At 45.3% G+C, this 19,328-nt stretch carries 23 protein-coding genes; 7 read left to right on the forward strand and 16 right to left on the reverse strand.

Translation table 11 applies throughout. The features are described from left to right. Positions 1–5: 5 nt before the first annotated feature. The 5 genes from D1B31_RS03330 to D1B31_RS03350 form a co-directional block, all read right to left on the reverse strand. Positions 6–800, reverse strand: a complete 795-nt coding sequence (locus tag D1B31_RS03330; protein WP_118919333.1) for a sugar phosphate isomerase/epimerase family protein — start codon at positions 798–800, stop codon at positions 6–8. 77 nt (positions 801–877) lie between these two features. After that, positions 878–1,927, reverse strand: coding sequence for a zinc-dependent alcohol dehydrogenase (locus D1B31_RS03335; RefSeq protein ID WP_118919334.1), 1,050 nt, complete (start codon positions 1,925–1,927; stop codon positions 878–880). Between the two features lie 22 nt (positions 1,928–1,949). Next, positions 1,950–2,798, reverse strand: coding sequence for a carbohydrate ABC transporter permease (locus D1B31_RS03340; protein WP_420846060.1), 849 nt, complete (start codon positions 2,796–2,798; stop codon positions 1,950–1,952). After that, on the reverse strand, positions 2,791–3,672 hold the full coding sequence (locus D1B31_RS03345) for a carbohydrate ABC transporter permease (RefSeq protein ID WP_118919336.1): 882 nt from the start codon (positions 3,670–3,672) through the stop codon (positions 2,791–2,793). Before D1B31_RS03345 ends, D1B31_RS03340 begins: the two co-directional genes overlap by 8 nt. 155 nt (positions 3,673–3,827) lie before the next feature. After that, on the reverse strand, positions 3,828–5,138 hold the full coding sequence (locus D1B31_RS03350; RefSeq protein WP_118919337.1) for an ABC transporter substrate-binding protein: 1,311 nt from the start codon (positions 5,136–5,138) through the stop codon (positions 3,828–3,830). A gap of 389 nt (positions 5,139–5,527) precedes the next feature. On the opposite strand from D1B31_RS03350, the gene D1B31_RS03355 reads away from it, so the two are divergent. Continuing rightward, positions 5,528–6,544, forward strand: coding sequence for a LacI family DNA-binding transcriptional regulator (locus tag D1B31_RS03355; protein WP_118919338.1), 1,017 nt, complete (start codon positions 5,528–5,530; stop codon positions 6,542–6,544). Positions 6,545–6,642: 98 nt separating this feature from the next. Here D1B31_RS03355 and D1B31_RS03360 read toward each other — a convergent pair whose 3' ends face one another. Beyond that, a complete protein-coding gene (locus D1B31_RS03360; RefSeq protein ID WP_118919339.1) occupies positions 6,643–6,969 on the reverse strand; it encodes a YuzD family protein in 327 nt (108 codons plus the stop codon). 142 nt (positions 6,970–7,111) lie between these two features. Between D1B31_RS03360 and D1B31_RS03365 the strand changes: the two genes are divergently transcribed. Beyond that, positions 7,112–7,348, forward strand: coding sequence for a NifU family protein (locus D1B31_RS03365; protein ID WP_118919340.1), 237 nt, complete (start codon positions 7,112–7,114; stop codon positions 7,346–7,348). 73 nt (positions 7,349–7,421) lie between these two features. On the opposite strand, the gene D1B31_RS03370 is transcribed toward D1B31_RS03365, so the two are convergent. Continuing rightward, entirely contained in the window at positions 7,422–8,402 is a 981-nt protein-coding gene (locus D1B31_RS03370) for a 2-hydroxyacid dehydrogenase (RefSeq protein WP_118919341.1), read from the reverse strand. 121 nt (positions 8,403–8,523) lie between these two features. Further along, complete coding sequence (yutH, locus tag D1B31_RS03375; protein ID WP_118919342.1) at positions 8,524–9,528, reverse strand: spore coat putative kinase YutH; 1,005 nt, start codon at positions 9,526–9,528, stop codon at positions 8,524–8,526. Positions 9,529–9,556: 28 nt separating this feature from the next. On the opposite strand from yutH, the gene D1B31_RS24035 reads away from it, so the two are divergent. Beyond that, positions 9,557–9,712: a hypothetical protein gene (locus tag D1B31_RS24035; RefSeq protein WP_158587426.1), complete on the forward strand. Its 156-nt coding sequence runs from the start codon at positions 9,557–9,559 to the stop codon at positions 9,710–9,712. Between the two features lie 118 nt (positions 9,713–9,830). Then, positions 9,831–10,328, forward strand: a complete 498-nt coding sequence (locus D1B31_RS03380; protein ID WP_118919343.1) for a phosphatidylglycerophosphatase A family protein — start codon at positions 9,831–9,833, stop codon at positions 10,326–10,328. A 145-nt stretch (positions 10,329–10,473) separates the two neighbouring features. Here D1B31_RS03380 and D1B31_RS03385 read toward each other — a convergent pair whose 3' ends face one another. The 3 genes from D1B31_RS03385 to D1B31_RS03395 form a co-directional block, all read right to left on the reverse strand. Further along, positions 10,474–11,238, reverse strand: coding sequence for a TIGR01457 family HAD-type hydrolase (locus tag D1B31_RS03385; protein WP_118919569.1), 765 nt, complete (start codon positions 11,236–11,238; stop codon positions 10,474–10,476). Between the two features lie 115 nt (positions 11,239–11,353). Continuing rightward, positions 11,354–11,794 (reverse strand): DUF86 domain-containing protein, encoded by a 441-nt coding sequence (locus D1B31_RS03390; RefSeq protein ID WP_118919344.1) that lies wholly within the window; start codon positions 11,792–11,794, stop codon positions 11,354–11,356. A 64-nt stretch (positions 11,795–11,858) separates the two neighbouring features. Further along, positions 11,859–13,160 (reverse strand): EAL domain-containing protein, encoded by a 1,302-nt coding sequence (locus D1B31_RS03395; protein WP_118919345.1) that lies wholly within the window; start codon positions 13,158–13,160, stop codon positions 11,859–11,861. 211 nt (positions 13,161–13,371) lie between these two features. Here D1B31_RS03395 and D1B31_RS03400 point away from each other — a divergent pair, with 211 nt between their 5' ends. Then, positions 13,372–13,638 (forward strand): DUF3055 domain-containing protein, encoded by a 267-nt coding sequence (locus tag D1B31_RS03400; protein ID WP_118919346.1) that lies wholly within the window; start codon positions 13,372–13,374, stop codon positions 13,636–13,638. Between the two features lie 97 nt (positions 13,639–13,735). Here D1B31_RS03400 and D1B31_RS03405 read toward each other — a convergent pair whose 3' ends face one another. After that, positions 13,736–14,011, reverse strand: a complete 276-nt coding sequence (locus tag D1B31_RS03405; RefSeq protein ID WP_118919347.1) for a YutD family protein — start codon at positions 14,009–14,011, stop codon at positions 13,736–13,738. A gap of 113 nt (positions 14,012–14,124) precedes the next feature. Between D1B31_RS03405 and D1B31_RS03410 the strand changes: the two genes are divergently transcribed. Then, the gene (locus D1B31_RS03410; RefSeq protein WP_118919348.1) at positions 14,125–14,733 is read left to right on the forward strand and encodes a YhcN/YlaJ family sporulation lipoprotein; all 609 of its coding nucleotides are present in this window, start codon (positions 14,125–14,127) and stop codon (positions 14,731–14,733) included. A 71-nt stretch (positions 14,734–14,804) separates the two neighbouring features. Here D1B31_RS03410 and lipA read toward each other — a convergent pair whose 3' ends face one another. Then, on the reverse strand, positions 14,805–15,716 hold the full coding sequence (gene lipA, locus D1B31_RS03415; protein WP_118919349.1) for a lipoyl synthase: 912 nt from the start codon (positions 15,714–15,716) through the stop codon (positions 14,805–14,807). A 297-nt stretch (positions 15,717–16,013) separates the two neighbouring features. On the opposite strand from lipA, the gene D1B31_RS03420 reads away from it, so the two are divergent. Then, on the forward strand, positions 16,014–16,973 hold the full coding sequence (locus D1B31_RS03420; RefSeq protein WP_240035162.1) for a M23 family metallopeptidase: 960 nt from the start codon (positions 16,014–16,016) through the stop codon (positions 16,971–16,973). A gap of 53 nt (positions 16,974–17,026) precedes the next feature. Here D1B31_RS03420 and D1B31_RS03425 read toward each other — a convergent pair whose 3' ends face one another. The 3 genes from D1B31_RS03425 to D1B31_RS03435 form a co-directional block, all read right to left on the reverse strand. Continuing rightward, on the reverse strand, positions 17,027–17,128 hold the full coding sequence (locus D1B31_RS03425) for a methionine/alanine import family NSS transporter small subunit (protein ID WP_118919351.1): 102 nt from the start codon (positions 17,126–17,128) through the stop codon (positions 17,027–17,029). Continuing rightward, the gene (locus D1B31_RS03430) at positions 17,129–18,637 is read right to left on the reverse strand and encodes a sodium-dependent transporter (RefSeq protein WP_118919352.1); all 1,509 of its coding nucleotides are present in this window, start codon (positions 18,635–18,637) and stop codon (positions 17,129–17,131) included. Between the two features lie 356 nt (positions 18,638–18,993). Beyond that, positions 18,994–19,296 (reverse strand): YunC family protein, encoded by a 303-nt coding sequence (locus D1B31_RS03435; RefSeq protein WP_118919353.1) that lies wholly within the window; start codon positions 19,294–19,296, stop codon positions 18,994–18,996. Positions 19,297–19,328 lie beyond the last annotated feature (32 nt).

The following is a 19,328-nucleotide window of genomic DNA, read 5'->3' on the forward strand; positions in this document are numbered from 1 at the left end:
CCCTTTCAGCTTAACGATCTTTTTAAATGGTTCATTCCTTCTAAAAATGCCGTTTCAGGATGTTCGCCACGCAACCGCCCTTCAAACATGATATAACCTTTATAACCATCCTTCCTCAACTGATTGAAATGCTTCCCAAAATCAATTGATCCACTGCCAGGCTGGTACCGGTGGTTATCCGCAACATGGATATGGCCAATAATATCCTTGTGAAGATGCAAGGTCTGAGATATTCCATCTTCTTCGATATTCATATGATAAAAGTCTGCTGCTACTTTACAATTTTGCAAGTTATACTCTTCTATATACGTTCTCGCATCAGAAACAGTGTTGATCATATGATCCTGATAACGGTTCAGCGGTTCAAGCAACACCATCGTTCCGGTTTCTTTGGCAATCATATCTAAATACTGAAGAGACTCGCTAACTGCTTTCCTGTCCCCTGCACTGCTGCGCGGAGAAACCATAGGAGGAAGCCTGTACGTAAACATCCCCCAGGCAGCTGGGACAACAATTCCTTTGCCGCCAATTTCCTTTAGGGCATATAGAATCTCCTTTATTTCTTCAAGGCCGTTCAAGCGTCGTTCCTCAATAAAATCGCCAATCCAGCCAGTGTAACCTCCACAAACTGTTGGAACTTCAATTCCTGTTTCAGCCATCGCTTCCTTCACTTCATCCAGACGCTCAACTAACAGTTTTCCATCTATTTCAAATGCGTCGATACCAGCTTCTTTTAAATAGAGAAACTTCTCTTTTATACCTTCAGGGAAAAAAGCCTGATTTTGCGTGCCTAGTTTCACTTGAATTCCTCCTTGGAATCACTGCTTATTAGTTGTGACTTCACCGGAGCCCAGTATGGACTCCGGAACAATCACTACTAGAACGTAATCCCCATTTTAATGCTCAATTCCGGCTCCTGGTCCACATACTTCATATACGCACCAGGACTGAACTCGAAAGGCACAATCGGATAAATTAAATCCTCACAGTTTAAATAACCGTTCATGAGCAGCTCCCAGCACGTATCTTCAATCCGCTTCCGATTCCACCTTGGGTAATCAGGATTCGGTTCACTTGATGCACGGGAAAACACTATTTTCGCATTGTTGAAGTGCGCTTCCCGCCCAAAGTTCAAGTTAACGAATGGTTTTGCGAATGCGACATACGAAATTATGCCTCCATAAGCGATCCCTTTTAGAGCACCCTGCAGGGCAGAATCATTTCCACTCGTTTCAATAATGGAATCAGCACCTAATTTGTTCGTAAGCTTTTTCACTTCATATCCTGGGTCGACAGAAATTGGATCGAAGCAATAGTCGGCGCCATGCTTTAATGCAATTTCCCTGCGGCGTTCGATAGGATCGATCCCTATCACCATGCTCGCTCCAGCTTTCTTTGCCAGCTGTACTGCAATCTGGCCAATTGCGCCTAGCCCAACGACTACGACATAGTCCCCTGCCCTGACATGGGCATCGCGCACTCCGCTCATCGCAAACTGTGCCGGGTCATAGCAAACAGCATTTTGCCATTTTGCTCCTTCCGGCATTTTCCTAAGCTTATAATTATCAACCCCGTTTACAGTGACCGTTTCCATGATTGGGCCGTATGTGCAAACCGTGTCTCCTAATTGGTAATCTGTTACTTCATTGCCTAGTTCAATTATTTTTCCAACAACCATATTGCCTAATGGAAATTCGCCAAAAACGATTCCTGGAGTGGCACCTTTTTCGCGGGGCATGAACATCCGCCATTCTTCATTGAATTCTTCCTCAAAGAATGGTGAATGGCCTCTAAAGTCAACCACCTCTGTGCCATGCTTTGGGGAGGCAAAGTCCACTTTAATTTTCACTTCATTAGGCTTGACTGGTACGTCTTCATAATCCACTAATTCAGCTAATCTTGGCTTAGTTGCTATCAATTTTTTCATGTTGAACCTTCTCTCACTTTTATTAACCTTTCACTCCGCCATCGGTTGCTCCACCCTTTATAAAATGTTCCGAAATAGAGTACATGAACACAACTGGAATGGCGGTTACGAGTGAAGCAGCCATCATTCTGCCCCATATATAATCCGGAGTGCTAAACAATGAATTCAGTCCGATTGGCAACGTGAAATTCTCTGAATCTGACAGGAAGATGGATGCAAACAAATAATCATTCCATGCAACCATAAACGAATAAACAAATACCGAAACAATCCCCGAAATTGCAAGTGGAATAATAATATAGAAAATAATCTGGATTCTATTCAGCCCATCAATCATGGCTGCTTCCTCAAGGTCTTCTGGAATTGTATCAAAATAGCTTTTCAGCATGAAAATTGCCGTTGGCAGAGTTTGGACGATCATCGTAATGATCAGGGATGTCCTCGTATCATATAGCCCCAAACCGGAAATAATTTTGAACAAAGGGACAACAAGCAGAATACCTGAAAACATATAAACTGTGTAAAAGCTGGCATTGATTGTAACCCTGCCTATGAATTTCAGTTTTGATAAAGCATAGGCGCCAAAGATTCCTATCAAGACAGCTAGCGAAGCAGCTGTCAAGGCTACTGTCAAGCTGTTTTTAAAATAGGTCAGATATGGAAAAATATCCGGATTGAAAATATCGACATAGTGTTGGAAAGTCCACTCCTTCGGCAGCATTGTCGGGTTCGTTGCCACCGCTTCCTTTGATGTTTTAAAGGAAGTCATGAGCATGATAAAAAACGGGAATAAACTTACAAACAATAAAGCAATCAGAGAGACATAAAAAGCAATTTTCTTCCCGATCTTTTTTCTCCTCGTGTTAGCCATTGCCATTCGGGTTCACCCGCTTTCGTGAAAGGATGATTGCAATAAATAGAATGATGAAAAGGATGACCGATATAGATGCGGCTTTCCCTAGGTCATTAAAGGCAAAGGCCGTCTTATACAGGTAGATTCCTAGAATATCCACCTTGCTTGTTAGCAGATACACATCCGTAAACATATAGAACATCCATATCGAACGGAGTGTCAGTACGGTGATCATTACTGGCGCAATAGCTGGCAGCGTGACAATCTTGAATTTATTCCAGGCGTTCGCCCCGTCAATTTCCGCCGCTTCATAAAGAGTATTATCAATGGTCTGCAGGATTGCCAAGAATGAGATAAACGCATATGGGAAATACCGCCATATTGCAAAAATAACAACCAGAGCAAAACTGCTTACAGGGTTATCAAACCAGAGTGGAGCATCTTTAAATAGATGGAATACATCTGTCCCAAGATAATTAATCACTCCGTAACTGTTGTTGAACATGTATTTCCAGGCAAAAACCAATGAAATAGATGGGGTTACATAGGAAAGAATGACGAGTGATCGTGCAGTTTTCCGAAATCTGAAGGGCCTGTTAAAAAAGATAGCCACCCCAAGCCCTACTGCAGTACTCCCCAAAACAGTCAGAAGTGTATATAGGACAGTCAGACCGAGCGATTTGAAAAACTCTGGGTCGGTCAGCGTATCAGTATAATTTTTCAATCCAACAAAGATACTGTCCAGTCGAGGGTTGATCGGCTGATCAAAAAAAGATATTTGGATGTTATAAAGCATTGGGTACGCTACTAAGAGCAAAACTAAAAATACGCTTGGAAAGAGCAGGAGCATCGCCAGTTTTAAATCTGTTTTTTCTCGCTTTATAGACTTCATAGGGCCTCCTTAAAACTTCTTTTGACATTTTTGAAAAAGAAGTGGATAGGAATACCTGACGATCTAGGTATCCCCATGCCACTTCCAATAGATTCAGGACCCTTCACACTGCGGTTATGGTTGCCCTTTCCTCGTGATTGGGAAGGGGGTGATCCTTATTTATCTGTTGCATCCTTTATTGCTTTATCCGCTTGTTTCAACTGAGTTTTTACATCCTTATTTCCTACAGTAATAGCATTGACTAATGTAGGGATTGCTCCGGAGCTCGTCACATTCCCCATCTTCAAGTAGTTTTTGCCATCCACAAGGCCAAATACTTGGATATCTTCAAATGATGCCGCAATTTCGGTTGATAGGTCGCCGAATGCTTTAATGACTTCGTTGTTTCGATAATCAGAGTTATCAGTCACCTTTTTATTTACAGGCTGCGCTCCACCCGGTGACATGAGGACCCAGCTAGTCATATTTTCAGGTTCTGCCATAAATGCTGTGAATTTTTCTGCTGCTTCTTTCTCCTCTTCTTCAAGTCCGGAAGTAATTGTCAAGGCTGAAACTGTACCATACACAGCTTTTGTTTTTTCAGTTGGAATGGCGTAACCAATCTTGTCCGATAGGCCTTCCGCATAGACTGACGGAAGAATATAGGTGGAGTAGATGGCCATTGGTGCGGTTCCGTTCATGAATGCATCTTTTACTTCCGTTGTATCATTTGAACCAGGCATCGTGTAAGCCGAAAGTTTTTTATAGTACTCTAACGCCTCTTCCATCTCTTTGGAATTGAATGCAACTTCTCCCTTTCCGTCAAACACGTTTGCATTATTCGATAAAGCAAATTGTGAGAAAGACTGCTCAGAGAATCCGCCTTCTACAGTCGGAAGAGCAATTCCGAATTTCTTGTTTGCTTTGTCTGTGAAAGCTTCGGCAATTGTCAGAACTTCATCCCAACTTTCTGGTTCATCAAAGCCCTTACTGCTCAAAGCTTCTTTGTTATACCAAATACCTTGAACCCAGCCGCTTACCGGAACACCTGTATAGCTGTTCCCATCCTCCGTATTTAGCAGTCTTAAGGCACCTTCATAAAAGTCATCTTTCCCCGCCTTCTCAAGAACACGGCCAACAGACTCCAAATCGATTAGCTGATCTTTATTCATCACTTTTGCATAATCAGCTCCAACCTCGACCACAGCTGGCAACTTCCCTGAATTAGCTAGTGTAACAATCTTAGTGTTGTAAGAGTCTTCTTCAACAGGTACTTGCTTTACTTTAATAGTTGGATTTTCATTTTCAAATTTTTTAACTAATTTCGTAATCACCGCAAGCCGCTCTTGTTCAACAGAGGAATGCATGAATTCAATTGTAAGCTTTCCGCCATCTTTACTAGAATTCCCAGAACTTCCTGCATTACAGCCTGCCAATAAAGCGCTTACAGCGAGCGCTAAAGCCAAAACAAAGTGTTTAAGTCTCATTCTTTTCCCTCCTGAAAATATTGATTATTAAATCGAATTTTTGATTCTCATGAAAAGACTGGCTTACCTTTATTTATTTCGGGAATCTAGCCTCCTTCAAATAAAATAGACCGCTCTAAGCCGTAAAAATAACATATGTTAATAGCTGGTACCGCTCCCAAATGATTTCAAAAAAATAATCTGATATTTCAATTGATTGGTACCGCTCCCACAACAGTAGAATAGTATAGAAAACCCTTTCTGTCAAGAAAGAGGCGATTTGCTTTTATTTTCAAATTTAATTGGTAATTTTAAAATTTACATCCTATAATAAAGCAAAGGATTGGCCCTCCCACACGAAAAGCTTTCTATAGCAAGGCAGCTGATCTTTTTCATTGGAGGAGAAATCCATGAATTACACGATATATGACATTGCCCGTCTGGCGAATGTCTCTAAGTCAACCGTATCAAGAGTTTTAAACAATCAAAGCAACATTTCGGAAACAGCCCGTGCAAGAGTGTTAAAGGCGATCGAAGAGCTAAATTATCAGCCTAGCAAGCTTGCCAGAGGGCTTTCTGCTGGCTTCGATGCGATCATGGTCCTTTCCAGGGCAGCCAAAACAACGGCTGATAATCCCTTCTTTTCAGAAGCCCTGCATCTTGTGTCCCAGAGGGCGGAAGACGAAAATTTTGATGTCATTCTGCAAACATCAAAAAACAGCAGGGATGAACTAGAGAAGTGTATAAAAAAAATTAATGAAAAAATGGTCAAAGGAATTCTCATGCTCAGCTCCCCGGCCAATGAACAATTTTTCAAGGAGCTTGATCAATATAATGTCCCCATCGTCGTTATTGGCAAGGTAGAGGGAGATTATCAAAACATCTTTTCTGTGGATACGGACAATTATCAAGACAGTTATGATCTATGCAAGCTGTTAATTGACAAAGGGCATACCGATATTGCCTGTCTTCACTCCCCTATTTATTATCACGTCTCTGTCGATCGGCTGAGCGGCTTTCAAAATTGCCTTCGTGATCATAATATAATGCCGGCAACCAAACGGATAATTGATGGCGGCTATACAATTGAGAGCGCTTATAGTGCTTTGAAACAAATTTTCGATGGCGGTCAAAAGCCGACTGCACTTTTTGCTACAGACGACTTAAAAGTACTCGGAGCGTATAAGTTTGCGGCTGAACATGGGATTGAAATTCCCGGGGAGATTTCACTTGTAGGCTATAGCAATTCGAGTTTCACGACCTTTCTTTCCCCTCAACTAACGAGGATTGAAATTCCATTCAAAAGGCTGGGCGAAGAAGCGATGAATCTTTTATTCACAAAAATTAAGGGCTGTGAGTTCAAAAGCAAGCGTGTACTCATACCAACCGAAAAGATATTTGCGAGTTCTGTCAAAGAATTAACGTAAAAATATGAACTCAAGCCAAATAATCGATAAATAAAGAAAACAGGCGATTCAGACGGCAAGCAGCCAATGAATCACCTGTTTTTTCAACTAAATCAATTCTATTCGGCCCGGTATCCCTGGCTTTCCAATTCTGCAAAAATGGTTTTCAGGCGCGGATTCCCTTCTCCAACGACTTTGTCTCCAATCAATACAACTGGATAAAACATGTCCTCTTCAATGACCCTTTCGGCAAAATCACGCTTCGTTTCTTCAGCCGGAGGGTTGTAAATGTCGACATACGTGATATCAAATGGCTGATTAGGAAATTTTCGGCTGACTGCCGCTTCGAGCCATCCATACGTTTCTTTAGACGACGGAAGATTGACGCAGCTTGGACAAAGCTGTTCCGCCCCATAAACAATGATTTCCACCTTCTTTTGAAGCATCCCACTCACCCCTTATCCAAATAGTACAACATTTCGAATAATAATAACAAAATATACTTTTAACTAGAGATTTCCTGTCTTGAAGAATGGATTTTTATCCACTCTCAGATTATAATAGAAAGTATGAAAGGAGTCGATTTTCATGACAGAACAAGAAATGATGGTACAGGTTCAGGAAGTATTAGATAAATTACGCCCGTTTCTTCTCCGAGATGGCGGCGATTGTGAATTAGTCGATATTGAAGATGGCATTGTAAAACTCCGCCTGCTCGGTGCGTGCGGCACCTGCCCTAGCTCGACAATCACTCTGAAAGCCGGAATTGAGCGCGCGCTTCTTGAAGAAGTCCCTGGCGTTATAGAAGTAGAACAGGTATTTTAATAGTGGATAGTAAAGCGATTGCCTTTTTCAGGCAATCGCTTTTTTATTTGGTACACGTCCAAGCTCCTGCTTGCTATGACTTCTTCCAATCTTTATTCACGAGTGTCTTAGGTGCCTGGCCTGATAAAACAAGGTCGATATTCTCTGCGCATAGCTCCATCATGGCCATTCTTGTTTCAACACTCGAACTGCCGATATGCGGAATGGCTGTAACATTGTTCAGCTTCAGGAGCGGATGGCTCGCACTGATTGGTTCCTTGTCGAAAACATCCAAGCCGGCGCCGGCTATATCCCCTTCTGCAAGCGCATCGTACAAAGCTTGTTCATCGACCACAGGGCCGCGCGAGGCATTGACAAAGATCGCCGTCTTCTTCATTTTCCTGAAAACGTCCCGTGTGAACAGGCCTTCCGTCTCGTTCGTCAGCGGCGTCAGACAAATAATAAAGTCTGATTCCGCCACAAGCTCATCGAATGATACATATTGGGCACCGATTGCCTCTTCGACTTCCATCTTGCGGGACCGATTGTGGTAAAGGATGTTCATGTCGAACCCAGTCGCGCGTTTTGCAACGGTCTCACCGATTTTGCCCATGCCGACAATCCCGATTGTCTTGTGATGGATATCCTGGCCGGCCAAAAGAAGCGGGCTCCAGCTCTTCCATTTGTCTTCCTTGATCAATTCAGCTGCCTCAACTAGCCTTCTCGCTGCCGCCATCATAAGCGCGAACGTAAGGTCAGCGGTTGTATCGGTCAAAACATCCGGCGTATTGCAGACCGCGACTCCTTTTTTGCTGGCAGCGGCTACATCGATATTATCGTAGCCGACAGCCAGATTAGCAACGACCTTCAGGCTGCGGCCCGCATTTAAAATGGTTTCATCAATCGGATCGGAAAGCATTGTCAGCAGCGCATCCGCTCTCCTTGCCTCTTCCAGCAGCCTCTCCTTCGATACAGGAATGTCTTCCTTGTCCCACATGGCAACCTCATATTTTTCTTTCAAAACTTCAATCGCTTCTTCGGGCAGCTTTCTTGTAATAAATATGTATGGCTTCACATTTTTCCCTCCTGAAATAATAAAACCCGTCATAACTGTATAGTATCACAATTATGACGAGCTTAGAGGCATTCACGATTGACGCTTGAATTTTCACGAAGGCCGTTTTTGCAAAAAACCCTTAACGGGTGAGCCACTCGGGCTTCGGGAGAGCTGTCTGCAGCGGCGAACCAGCCAATGCAAAAAAGCGGGCGACGAAAGTTTCGAAGTCACCGGTTTGTTTAAGCATGTCGACAAGCCTGTCTTCAAGCATTTTCTGCTCGGATTCCCGTGTGGTGCTGTAATAGGACTCAACTGTTTCGAGGTAATGGAGCGGAAAGAGGAGCCGCGCATAGAGAAGGCGCCACGAAAACGGGGACAGCCTGGTGATTTGGCCATATTCACTGAAAAAGCGGGCGATTTCGGGACCATAGGTGCCCCTGTTCCTAAAATATTTGTAACGCACCCAATCTGCCAAGTCCCTGCTCCGGTGGTCGAAAACCCAGTCCATCGGGTTCTTAATAATATACTGCCTGCCCCAGGCCTGGTCAGTAAACCGCTCATGGCAGACTGTCCCGTTGTCTGTCGCTTCCGGCTCCGCATCAATCTCAGTATCGACGAGGTACTGAATTGCGTTTTCCGCAAGGCCGGCGTAGTACGGAAAGGATTCAACAAACAACCGTTCAAATTCATCCGCGGGCGGCTGGAAAATCCGCTCGGACCAAACCTTTTCCATCTGGTCAAGCCTTGCCTCCCAGAGACTTTTCCATTGGCCGATCCGTGCTGCTTTTTCGACCTTGAACGGAACCATTTTCCCGCGTTCATGAAATTTCGCAAGCTTTCGCCCAAGCTTCAGATTTCCTTGGAGCTCCGGTGTCCGGCATGCCAACAGGCATACTTTCTGGGCCTCCCACTGGCCAATGATGCTGCCGCTTTGGGTCGGAAGGACAGCAGGGACATTCCGGTCACCGTAGGCACTTAAATGGGCGGCAATTTTTTGGAGCTCTGCAGCCTCTTCTTCATCCTTTCCGCCGGGGTTTGCAATGAGGTAATAAAACCCATTCCCTCTGACAGCATCGAACGATTCCAGCCTCAAATATTCTCCACTTTTAATTCCATATACTTTTTCAAGGATTTCGCCAAGCATAAAACCACCTGCTTTCATACAGTTCCTATTGAAGTATATGATTGCGGTTCGAAAACTTGTTGCCGGCATTGAGAATGACGGAGCCATTTTGCAAAAATGCCCGGATGAATTGGGTGAAGTAGCAAAGGATAAGGACAGGATAAATTGTGTAGATTACTTTGTGCGGGAAGGCCTTGTGGCTTAAAAATAGCAGTTTTCCTTACATAGACAGCCCCAAGATTTGTTCCTTTTATGAAGTTCAGGCATAATTTAAAGAAATAGGGTATATAAATAGTGAATATTCCGGGAAAGGTGACAACTATATGTCTGAGAAAAAAATCAGTTTAACCGAACAAACTGCCCGCAGATGGCTGAAGGAGCGGGGCGTTGAGGTGCAGGATATTGCCGACCTCGTTTACTATTTGCAGCAAAAATACCACGAAGATCTGAAAATTGAGGATTGCATTGAGAATGTGGAACGCGTTCTTTCAAAGCGCGAGGTGCAGAATGCAATCATTACCGGTATTCAGCTGGATATGCTTGCCGAAAAAGGGATGCTCGAGGAACCGCTTCAATCGATTATCAAAACCGACGAAAGCTTGTATGGCGTGGACGAAGTGCTGGCTTTTTCGATCGTCAATGTGTATGGTTCGATCGGGTTTACAAACTACGGCTACATCGATAAGCAAAAACCGGGGATTCTCACGCGCCTGAATGATAAATCAACCGGGGAAGTCCATACATTCCTTGATGATATTGTCGGCGCCGTCGCTGCTGCGGCATCGAGCCGCCTGGCCCATCGAGCGGAAAATGTCGAGTAGGGATTTTCATTTGTGCTCGGTTTATAATAATCTTGGCACTTTGTTTAGTCTTGCTTATTAAAGAACCCCCAAGAGTGCCCGAGTAAGAGCATTTATTCGGGCAGCTTGGGGGTTTTTTATCTTTGTCATTTTTGGCAAAAACGACTTATACTTCCCATTCATCCAGCGAATCAATGGCATAGGTCGGTTTTTTCTCATAAGCATCCATCATTGCGTGGGTCGTGACGCCTGTATGGACGAGCAATGTATCTAGACCTGCGTTCATGCCAGCGAGGATATCAGTATCATAATAGTCGCCGACCATGAGTGTCTCTTCCTTTGCGGTGCCGAGCACTTCGAGCGCCTGCTCCATGATGATCGCCTCAGGCTTACCGATGAACATCGGGTTTACCTGGGTTGAAACGGCGATGACCGAAGTAATTGAACCGTTGCCCGGCATAAGCCCCCGCTCGGTTGGGATGGCAATATCGCCGTTGGTCGACAAGAAAATCGCGCCATTACGGACAGCGAGGCATGCGACAGCAAGCTTTTCGTACGTCACATCCCTGTCCAGCCCGACCACGACATAGTCAGCGTCCTTCCCGGCGGGCACGAGCCGTTGTTCTTTCAAGGCATGGGCCAGCCCCTCCTCGCCGATCATATAAACTTTCGCGCCAGCTTTCTGCTCGGCAATATAGCTCGCTGTTGCCTGGCTCGTCGTAAAAACCTGCGAACTGTCAGCGGATATGTCAAAGCTGCGCAGTTTTTCGGCTACCTGTTCAGGGCGTCGCGTGGAATTGTTGGTGACAAATAAATAAGGAATCCCCTTCGACTTAAGCCTGTTCACAAAATCCGAGGCGGCCTCGATCCGCTCGGAGCCCTTATACATCGTACCGTCAAGATCGATTAAATATCCTTTATACTGTTTCATCGCGAAATCACTCCTGGTCTTTTCAAAAATTTCTCCTCGATAGTAAAATTCCCACTCCCGCAACAGTTAAGCCCCCCTTTCCCGCAAAAGAAAAAGCCGCGGATGCGGCCAGATTTCAGTGCGGTTTAAAAGCCGATACGGGGCCAAGCTCGTTCGTCAGGTATGTCCTGACCAACTCAGGAAACTCGGAGATGCCGGCAAGGATGGCGGTTAAATCATCGTAAAGCCGGGCGTGGTCGATTTCCGTATAATCCTGGACGAGCTGCTTACGGTGGGAAACAAGGATTTTAAGGTCTTCCCCCGTTTTGCGGTCGATGACTTTTTCATCAAGGAGAATGTCGATGATGTCCTCGTAACTTCCCGGATCGCGCATGATGAAGCCGTCAATCATCGCATTGCCCACATCGAGAACAGCTTCCGTCAGCATGTGTGCCACCCGCTCCAGTGCGGCTTTCTCAAGTGGCGACTCCCATTGTTCGCGGCTTTTGAACAGCCCTGTCTGCTGTTCAATGTAGCGGAGCTTTTGTTCCATCAGATTACGGTCGACAAAATACATACAAACACTTCCCTATGCAGCATTTTTAAATTTCTGGTGGTGGCCGGCTGAAAAGAGCCACGTCCTATGTAGCGATTTTTTTAGCCAGTATGGCTGGCTTTGCGTAGAAATACCCTTGCGCGAGGTCGACTTTGTTCCTGGTTAGGACGGACGCCTCTTCCGCATTCTCAATGCCTTCCGCGACGACGAGCGAACCCGCTTCCTTCGCGACGAGCAGAAGGCCCTTTAACATCGATTCTTTCACGGTATTTTTATCGATGTTCTGAATAAGTGAACGGTCGATTTTAATAATGTCAGGCATGACTTCGCTGATTGTATTCAGGCTTGCGTAGCCTGATCCGGTATCATCGACCGCGATTTTGATTCCCATCAGGCGCAGGACTTTAATGTTGTATATAAAGTCCCTCATTTCCTCGATTGAATCACGCTCTGTTATTTCAAATGTTATTTGTTTCGGTGAAATATTCTTATATTTGTCCATGAGTTTCTTAAGATCGCGGACGAACTTTGCATTCCCAAGTGTCAGTGGAGTGAAATTAATAAAGATATCCTGCGTGCACTCGCTTGTTTTAATTTGCTCAAGTGCTTTCTCGAGTACAACCATTTCCAGTTCATAAAGCTTTCCTGTCTGCCTTGCAACCGAAAACAGCGTTAGCGGGTTTTCGAGCATCGTGCCGGCCGGTCCGCGCGTCAGCAGTTCCCAGGCACGGATTTCCTTAGTCGCCACATCTATGATTGGCTGGGCAAGCAGGAAGATTTCCCTTTGGGAGATGATTTTGCTCATAATGAATACTAATTCATTGAATTCGGACTCAACCCTTCTTTCCGCCATGGCAACAGCCTGCTGATGGGCTTTTAAGACGGCTTCATGGATGGAGTATGACTTCTTTTCAACAAACATATATCCTGTCTCTAAGATCATCTGAACGTCCGGAAACTCTGAGTGAAGACTCCTTCGGGCTTGTCCGGCAACAATCCTCATGATGCTGTCTATAGCTGATAGGCCGCTCCGACTTTGACCAGCACGGATAAAGAGCGACAAGCCGTCCCCATAATAATCATGGAGAGTAATGATGTCCCCGGCGTCGACGGCCCCTTCAATTGACTGCCTAAACATTTTCTTAAACCTGTCCATGAACTTTAAAAACTGGATTGGCCCGAGAAAATCAGCGAGTTCCTTACTATTTTTCAGGTTAAAGACGATGACCGCTGCCTCATAGCCTTCATTGAAAGCAAACCTGACTCCTTGGGTAACCGGATTCCTCAGGATAAATTGTGGAGGGAAAAATTTAATTGATGACAGGGGAAGCACAATCTTGCCCCATTGCATGAGTTGTGCGGCTTTTATCACATACTGTCGGATCATTCATTTCATTCCTCTCCGGTTAGCCTGTAATAGTATTGTAACACAATTTACCAATATTCGTGTTTTACACAAATGATTTTTGCAAAACTTAGAGAAATGCTAACAGGGCAATGTTTTGGTAAGATGGGGTAGTAGGATAATGAAATTAGTGCCTGGCACTTTATTCAAAGCACTTTTGTTTAATTATAAATTGATTAGAAGGAGTACGATGATGGGAGAACGTTTTTTCTTGTATGATGATACAGAGGAGTCAAAGACGAGGTTTGTCAGTTTTGTTGGGGAGCATAATCGTTTTGATTTGGCGCTTGTGCAGACTGGACGCCATTATGGCAAGACGCTTGTGCTGGATATGCAAGGCAGCCGGTTTGCGATTATCGGTGAGGATGACCTGAAAGAGGATGGTTATCTTGAGTTTGCATTCAAGCTTTCCGATGAGGACGCGGCGGAACTGCGCTCGTTCTTGGAGGAGGTAATTTAGCACTCACGGAGATTTGGCCGGCTTCAGGCAGGAATTCACGCGAGCATAGACGAAGGGGCAGCCGGTTGTGGCTGCCCCTTCTTTTGGCAAAAGTCATTTACTTTTTCACTTTCTTTACGACAAAGTAAGCACAGCCGAAGTTGCAGAATTCATACAAGTATTCGGTCAGTGTGCTGATTTTCGTATCAAAGGTGGCTTTCTGGTTCTGGTCGTCGAAGAATCCTTTTAAGCGAAGCTGTCCGTATCCCCAGTCGCCGACAATGTAATCGTACCTTCCGAGGATTTCGCTGAACCTTTCTTTGAATGCTTCTTCGTTAAAGCCGTCCCGGTAATCCTCTATTACTTCATAAGCCGTGTTGTTGACCACAATCATTGTTATCACCTCATTTGCCGGCAAATCTCTCTTTCCATTATAACCGATTCCCAGTCAATTACTAAGAGAAAAAACATTCGGGTTGGCAATACTCCTGATAGGAGGTGTTTTCCATGCAAATGCGATTATGGGCCTATATATTGTGTGGGTTTCTGCTTGCGGGCTGTGCAGGAGGTGATACTGCGGGAGACAATTATGGCGGTGTTAGCCACCTGCACCCGGATAACCGCCGATCAGAGGTTTATGGAGGCGAGAAAGGGCAGAAGCGGGCGGACAAGTCGCAGCAATTTGGTTTTTTCCGTCATCAGAAGAGTCCAATTATGGGGGATCGATCAGCGAGAAGGCACCCACCAGTCATGGACCGAAAAAAACTTGCCAGGGATATCGGCAGGTTGAGTACGGATCTTCCGAATGTAAATGATGCGGCGGTGCTGGTGACGGATGATGAGGTGCTTGTTGCATATGAATCGGACACAGACAACCGGGAGCTGACGGCGGATCAGGTTAGGAAGACGGCGATATCGGTCGTGCCGAGTTTTTACCATGTTTATGTTTCCGATAATAAAATGCTGATCCGAGATGTGGAGACGTTGTCGAGTCTAAATACGCAGAATGAGAATGCGACGGAAACGATTGATGCTGTTATTCGGGAGATGAGAAAGTCGCCGCAGGGTTTTAGGCCGGGGAAGGGTTCTAAAGGCGGTATGGAAAGCGGGCGGTAAGCGATTGAAAAAGGGCATCCATTATAAAAAACGGATGCCCTCTTGCTTTTAGACGCATGAACGTTACGCTATTATTCTCCGGCGGCTTCCAAAGCGGCGGTTCTTGCCCGTGCCGCTGCGTTTACTTGCTCGTCGGCATGATAAGAGGAACGGACGAGCGGGCCGGATTCACAGTGGCTGAAGCCTTTTGACATGGCAATTAGCCTTAGTTCGTTAAATTCTTCCGGTGTGTAATATTTTACGACTTTGAGATGCTTTTTTGTCGGCTGGAGATATTGGCCAATGGTCATAATTTCGACGTTGTTCGCGCGAAGGTCGTCCATGACTTCGATAATTTCCTCCCATGTTTCGCCGAGGCCAATCATCAGGCTGGATTTTGTTGGAATGTCAGGCTGCATTTCTTTTGCCCGGCGCAGGAATTCAAGGGAACGGTCGTAGGTTGCCCTTGCGCGGACTCTTGGCGTCAATCTTCTGACGGTTTCTATGTTGTGGTTAAGGATATCGGGCCGGGCATTCATCAACGTACGAAGGTTCTCTTCCACCCCACCCATATCGGATGGCAGGACTTCAACGGTTGTAAATGGACTTTTCCGCCTTACAGCCCTGACAGTTTCGGCAAAAACGGCTGCGCCTCCGTCACGCAAATCATCGCGGGCGACAGCGGTGATGACGGCGTGCTTCAGGTTCATTTGGAAAACAGAATCCGCGACGCGCTCCGGCTCCTGCAAATCCAATTCGGTTGGGAGACCAGTTTTAACAGCACAGAAGCGGCAGGCTCTTGTACAGGTGTCTCCGAGGATCATGAAAGTTGCCGTTCTTCTTACCGCCCAGCATTCATGGATATTCGGGCAGCGGGCTTCTTCACATACAGTATGCAGGTTTTTATTGCGCATCATTTTTTTCAGACCGGTGTAGTTTTCATTTGTATTCAGTTTTATTTTTAACCATTCTGGCTTTCTTTGCGGCCTGTTTTCAACTGTCATATGATCAACTCCAATTGATTATGTAAACATTTACTTCTCTTTGAAACTGTACCATACTCCAATTTCCCCTTCAAGGGAATACTCCGTTGATTGGCAATCATTTCTTCTTATGAAGGAATGAGACGGGCGGCAAACTAAAGCATAATGAACACAGCCAATTTCAGTTCGAAAGGAGGGCGCCCTGTGAGGGTCCTGCTTATACTATTTATCTCGCTGGCAGTCGCTGGCGGCGTATTTGCCCGTGTCGATGAACCTGGGTTAACGAGCGAACCGTCTGCTCCGCGGCTTGGACATACTATTGATGAAACAGACTGGACTGCCGGAAAGACTGATTCAAAGGCTAAAGAAAAGTCTGATCTTTTCGGCAAAAGGATGCAGCTCTATCAGAAGGCAGACGCTGAAACAGGCATTCCATGGTACTATCTTGCCGGAGTGGACCAGTATGAGCGAAATGTCAGGCTTGCCCGAAAAGATTTGCCCGACCCCGAGGGGGCGATCTCCATTTTCTATACCCCTGAAGCATGGGCTGGTGCAGCCAACCCAAATCCCGATGATGCGAATCCTGGAACGATTGCCTATTTCGAAGGAGTTGGAGTGGACGGGAATGGAAATGGAAAAGCGAGCAGATTTGAGGATGAAGATGTCCTGCAGGCTTTTGCCAATCATGTCCTTCAGTTCGGCACTGATAATGAAAACATCCGGATTGCTCTATGGGAATATTATCACCGTGATAAAGCGGTCGGCATCATAATGGGTTTTGCGAATATCTTCAATGAATTTGGCCGGATCGACCTTGAAGGCAATGCTTTTCCGGTCCCATACCGAAGTAACCATAGCTATAAAAATACATGGGGTGACGCACGCGGATGGGGCGGCCGTCGCATGCACGAAGGAACCGATATCTTTGCCGGTTATGGAGTCCCTGTTCGCGCAACGAGTTACGGCATCATTGAAATGAAGGGCTGGAACCGATTTGGCGGCTGGCGCATCGGAATCAGGGACCTAAATAATAATTATCATTACTATGCGCACTTGAGCGGGTTTGCCAAAGATATAAAAGTAGGCGATATTGTTGAGCCAGGTAAGCTGATTGGCGGAGTCGGCAGCTCGGGCTACGGTCCGCCCGGAACTTCCGGCAAATTTCCGCCGCACCTTCATTATGGTATGTATAAAGATAATGGGTATACCGAGTGGTCATTTGACCCGTATCCACACCTGAGAAAATGGGAGCGAATGGACAAAAAAGCCAAAAAGTAGCTCGTACAATGTGAAGGCCATTCCGATTCACGGAATGGCCTTATGATGTAAAGTTATTTTTTCGATTTAATAACCGCATTCGTGATGCTCGCTACAAGTCCTCCCCAAATAATGACCATTCCGACCACCATCATTGTTAATGCACTTGTTGACATTTAGGAAACCTCCCTTGTGTCAGGAACTTCCAGCTTGTTCTTTCCCCATTTGAGTGACATAAACACAAAGCCAACAACGACTACGGCAATCGCAACACCCCACCCAGCAAAGAGGAGGAAGGAGGTTGGGTAATCCCCGTAGTTATCTTTCAAGTTCGTGATGAAGTTCTGGACAGTCATATAACCGAGGACAAGTGGCGTAATAACGCCAAGCGCAACCTTCCACCAGCCTCCAATTCTAATATCAGAAATTGCATTTGCATGTGACTGAAGCGTGGATAGTTCTTTTGCAACCCAGGCGACTAGAACAACCTCAGCAAGGCCAGCAATCACGATTCCGAAATGGTTAATGAAATTATCAACGGAATCCAGCAGGTAGAGGCCCCCGTTTGTAGCATACAAAACGGATACTAGAAAAGATGCCCCCCCGCCAATCGCAACAGCCTTTGTCCGTGAAACGTTAAACTTTTCCTGGACACCGGCAACATACGTTTCAACGATTGAAATCAGCGATGTCAGCCCTGCCAGGACGAGACAGAAGAAGAACAGGAAACCGAAAAACTCTGGGAATGCCGGGAACTCGTTAATGATTTGCGGGAACACAACGAATGCGAGCCCGATTCCTGAGTCTACGACTTCTGAAACAGGTACACCTTGCTGTTGGGCCATGAAGCCAAGGACGGCGAATACGCCAATACCTGCCAACAATTCAAAACCCGAATTCGCAAAACCAGTGATGAACGCATTGTTCGTCAAGTCTGTCTTTTTGGGCAGATAGCTTGAATAAGTAAGCATGATGGCAAAACCAACAGATAAACTAAAGAAAATTTGTCCGTATGCCGCGACCCAAACCTTTGGATTTGCAATCTCTTTCCAATCAGGCTTGAAGAACGCATCCAGGCCTACAGCGGCACCGTCCAATGTGATGGCCCGAAGAACAATAATCAGGAACAGGACGATAAGGGTTGGCAGCATGAATTTGTTTGCAGCCTCAATCCCTTTTTTAACGCCTTTGAAAAGGACGCCAAGGGTGACTGCCCAGACGATCAGTAACGGAATGAATACCCCTGGCACTAGGCCTATGAATTCTCCCGGGTTAGGCGCCCTTTTCAAATAATCAACCATTAAGAACTTACCAGGGTCGTTGCCCCATGACAGGTTGACTGAAAACCATGAATAAGATAACGCCCATGCAACGATAATCGGATAGTAGGTAGAAATGACGAATGATATGGCTACCTGCCACCAGCCAAGCCATTCAAACTTCCGGTTTAGCCGAGCGAATGTCAGCGGTGATGAACCTTTGTATTTGTGCCCGAGTGTGAATTCAAGGATAAGGAGCGGAATACCAGCTGTTAAAAGTGCGAATAAATACGGGAAAAAGAATGCTCCTCCTCCATTATCATAAGCGACTGCAGGAAACCTCCAAATATTCCCTAAGCCGACTGCGGAACCGATGGCTGCAAGAACGAATCCTGCCCTGGTCCCCCACTGCGGTCGATTTTCCATAAACGAATACCCCCAAATTACCAAAATAAGTTAATGTCTAAAGTTTTACATTTTTCAGATTACTTGGAATCCAATAAAATCAGTATAGGGATTAAATCCTATCATGTCAATGGAAAAGTTATAATAAATTTACTATTTTAATATATATTTTATCTCCCTTCGATTAAAGCACTTATTTCCCCGTCAACGGAGGAATCTTTTGGAAAAACAGGTGATGTTGCATTCATTTCTAATCGAAAAAGCGTCGCGGCAACCCTTTTTGCCTATTACATTATTATCCATTAATAACAATTTTATTATTTGTTTTTTGCAAAAGAAAAGACATTCATCCATCCGGGATTGAATGTCTTTTATTGTTATATCATTTTCAGCAGGGCGTCCCTGCCTGCCATCCCTCGATGAATGCCGCATTTTTCAGCTTCTAGAGTAACGGATTCGAGTGGCGCTTCAAGCAGCTGTTCAATCGTCCTGACGCCAACCGCCCTGCCTGCTATTATTTTTCTGTCCTTCAGCTTCCGGTTCAATAGGCCAATATCTAGGGCCCCGCACATTATATAGCCGCTGCCTCCTGTTACCGCAAGCAGCGTAGTCTTTGGAAGCTCAACTGTGATGCCAAGAAATGTATTTCCTTCTATTTCTACCGGGGTTACCCGAATCATCTGCCCGCCTCCTCTCCTGTCCCTACTACTCT

Source organism: Neobacillus notoginsengisoli, from assembly GCF_003515685.1.
GTDB classification, from domain to species: domain Bacteria; phylum Bacillota; class Bacilli; order Bacillales; family Cytobacillaceae; genus Bacillus_D; species Bacillus_D notoginsengisoli.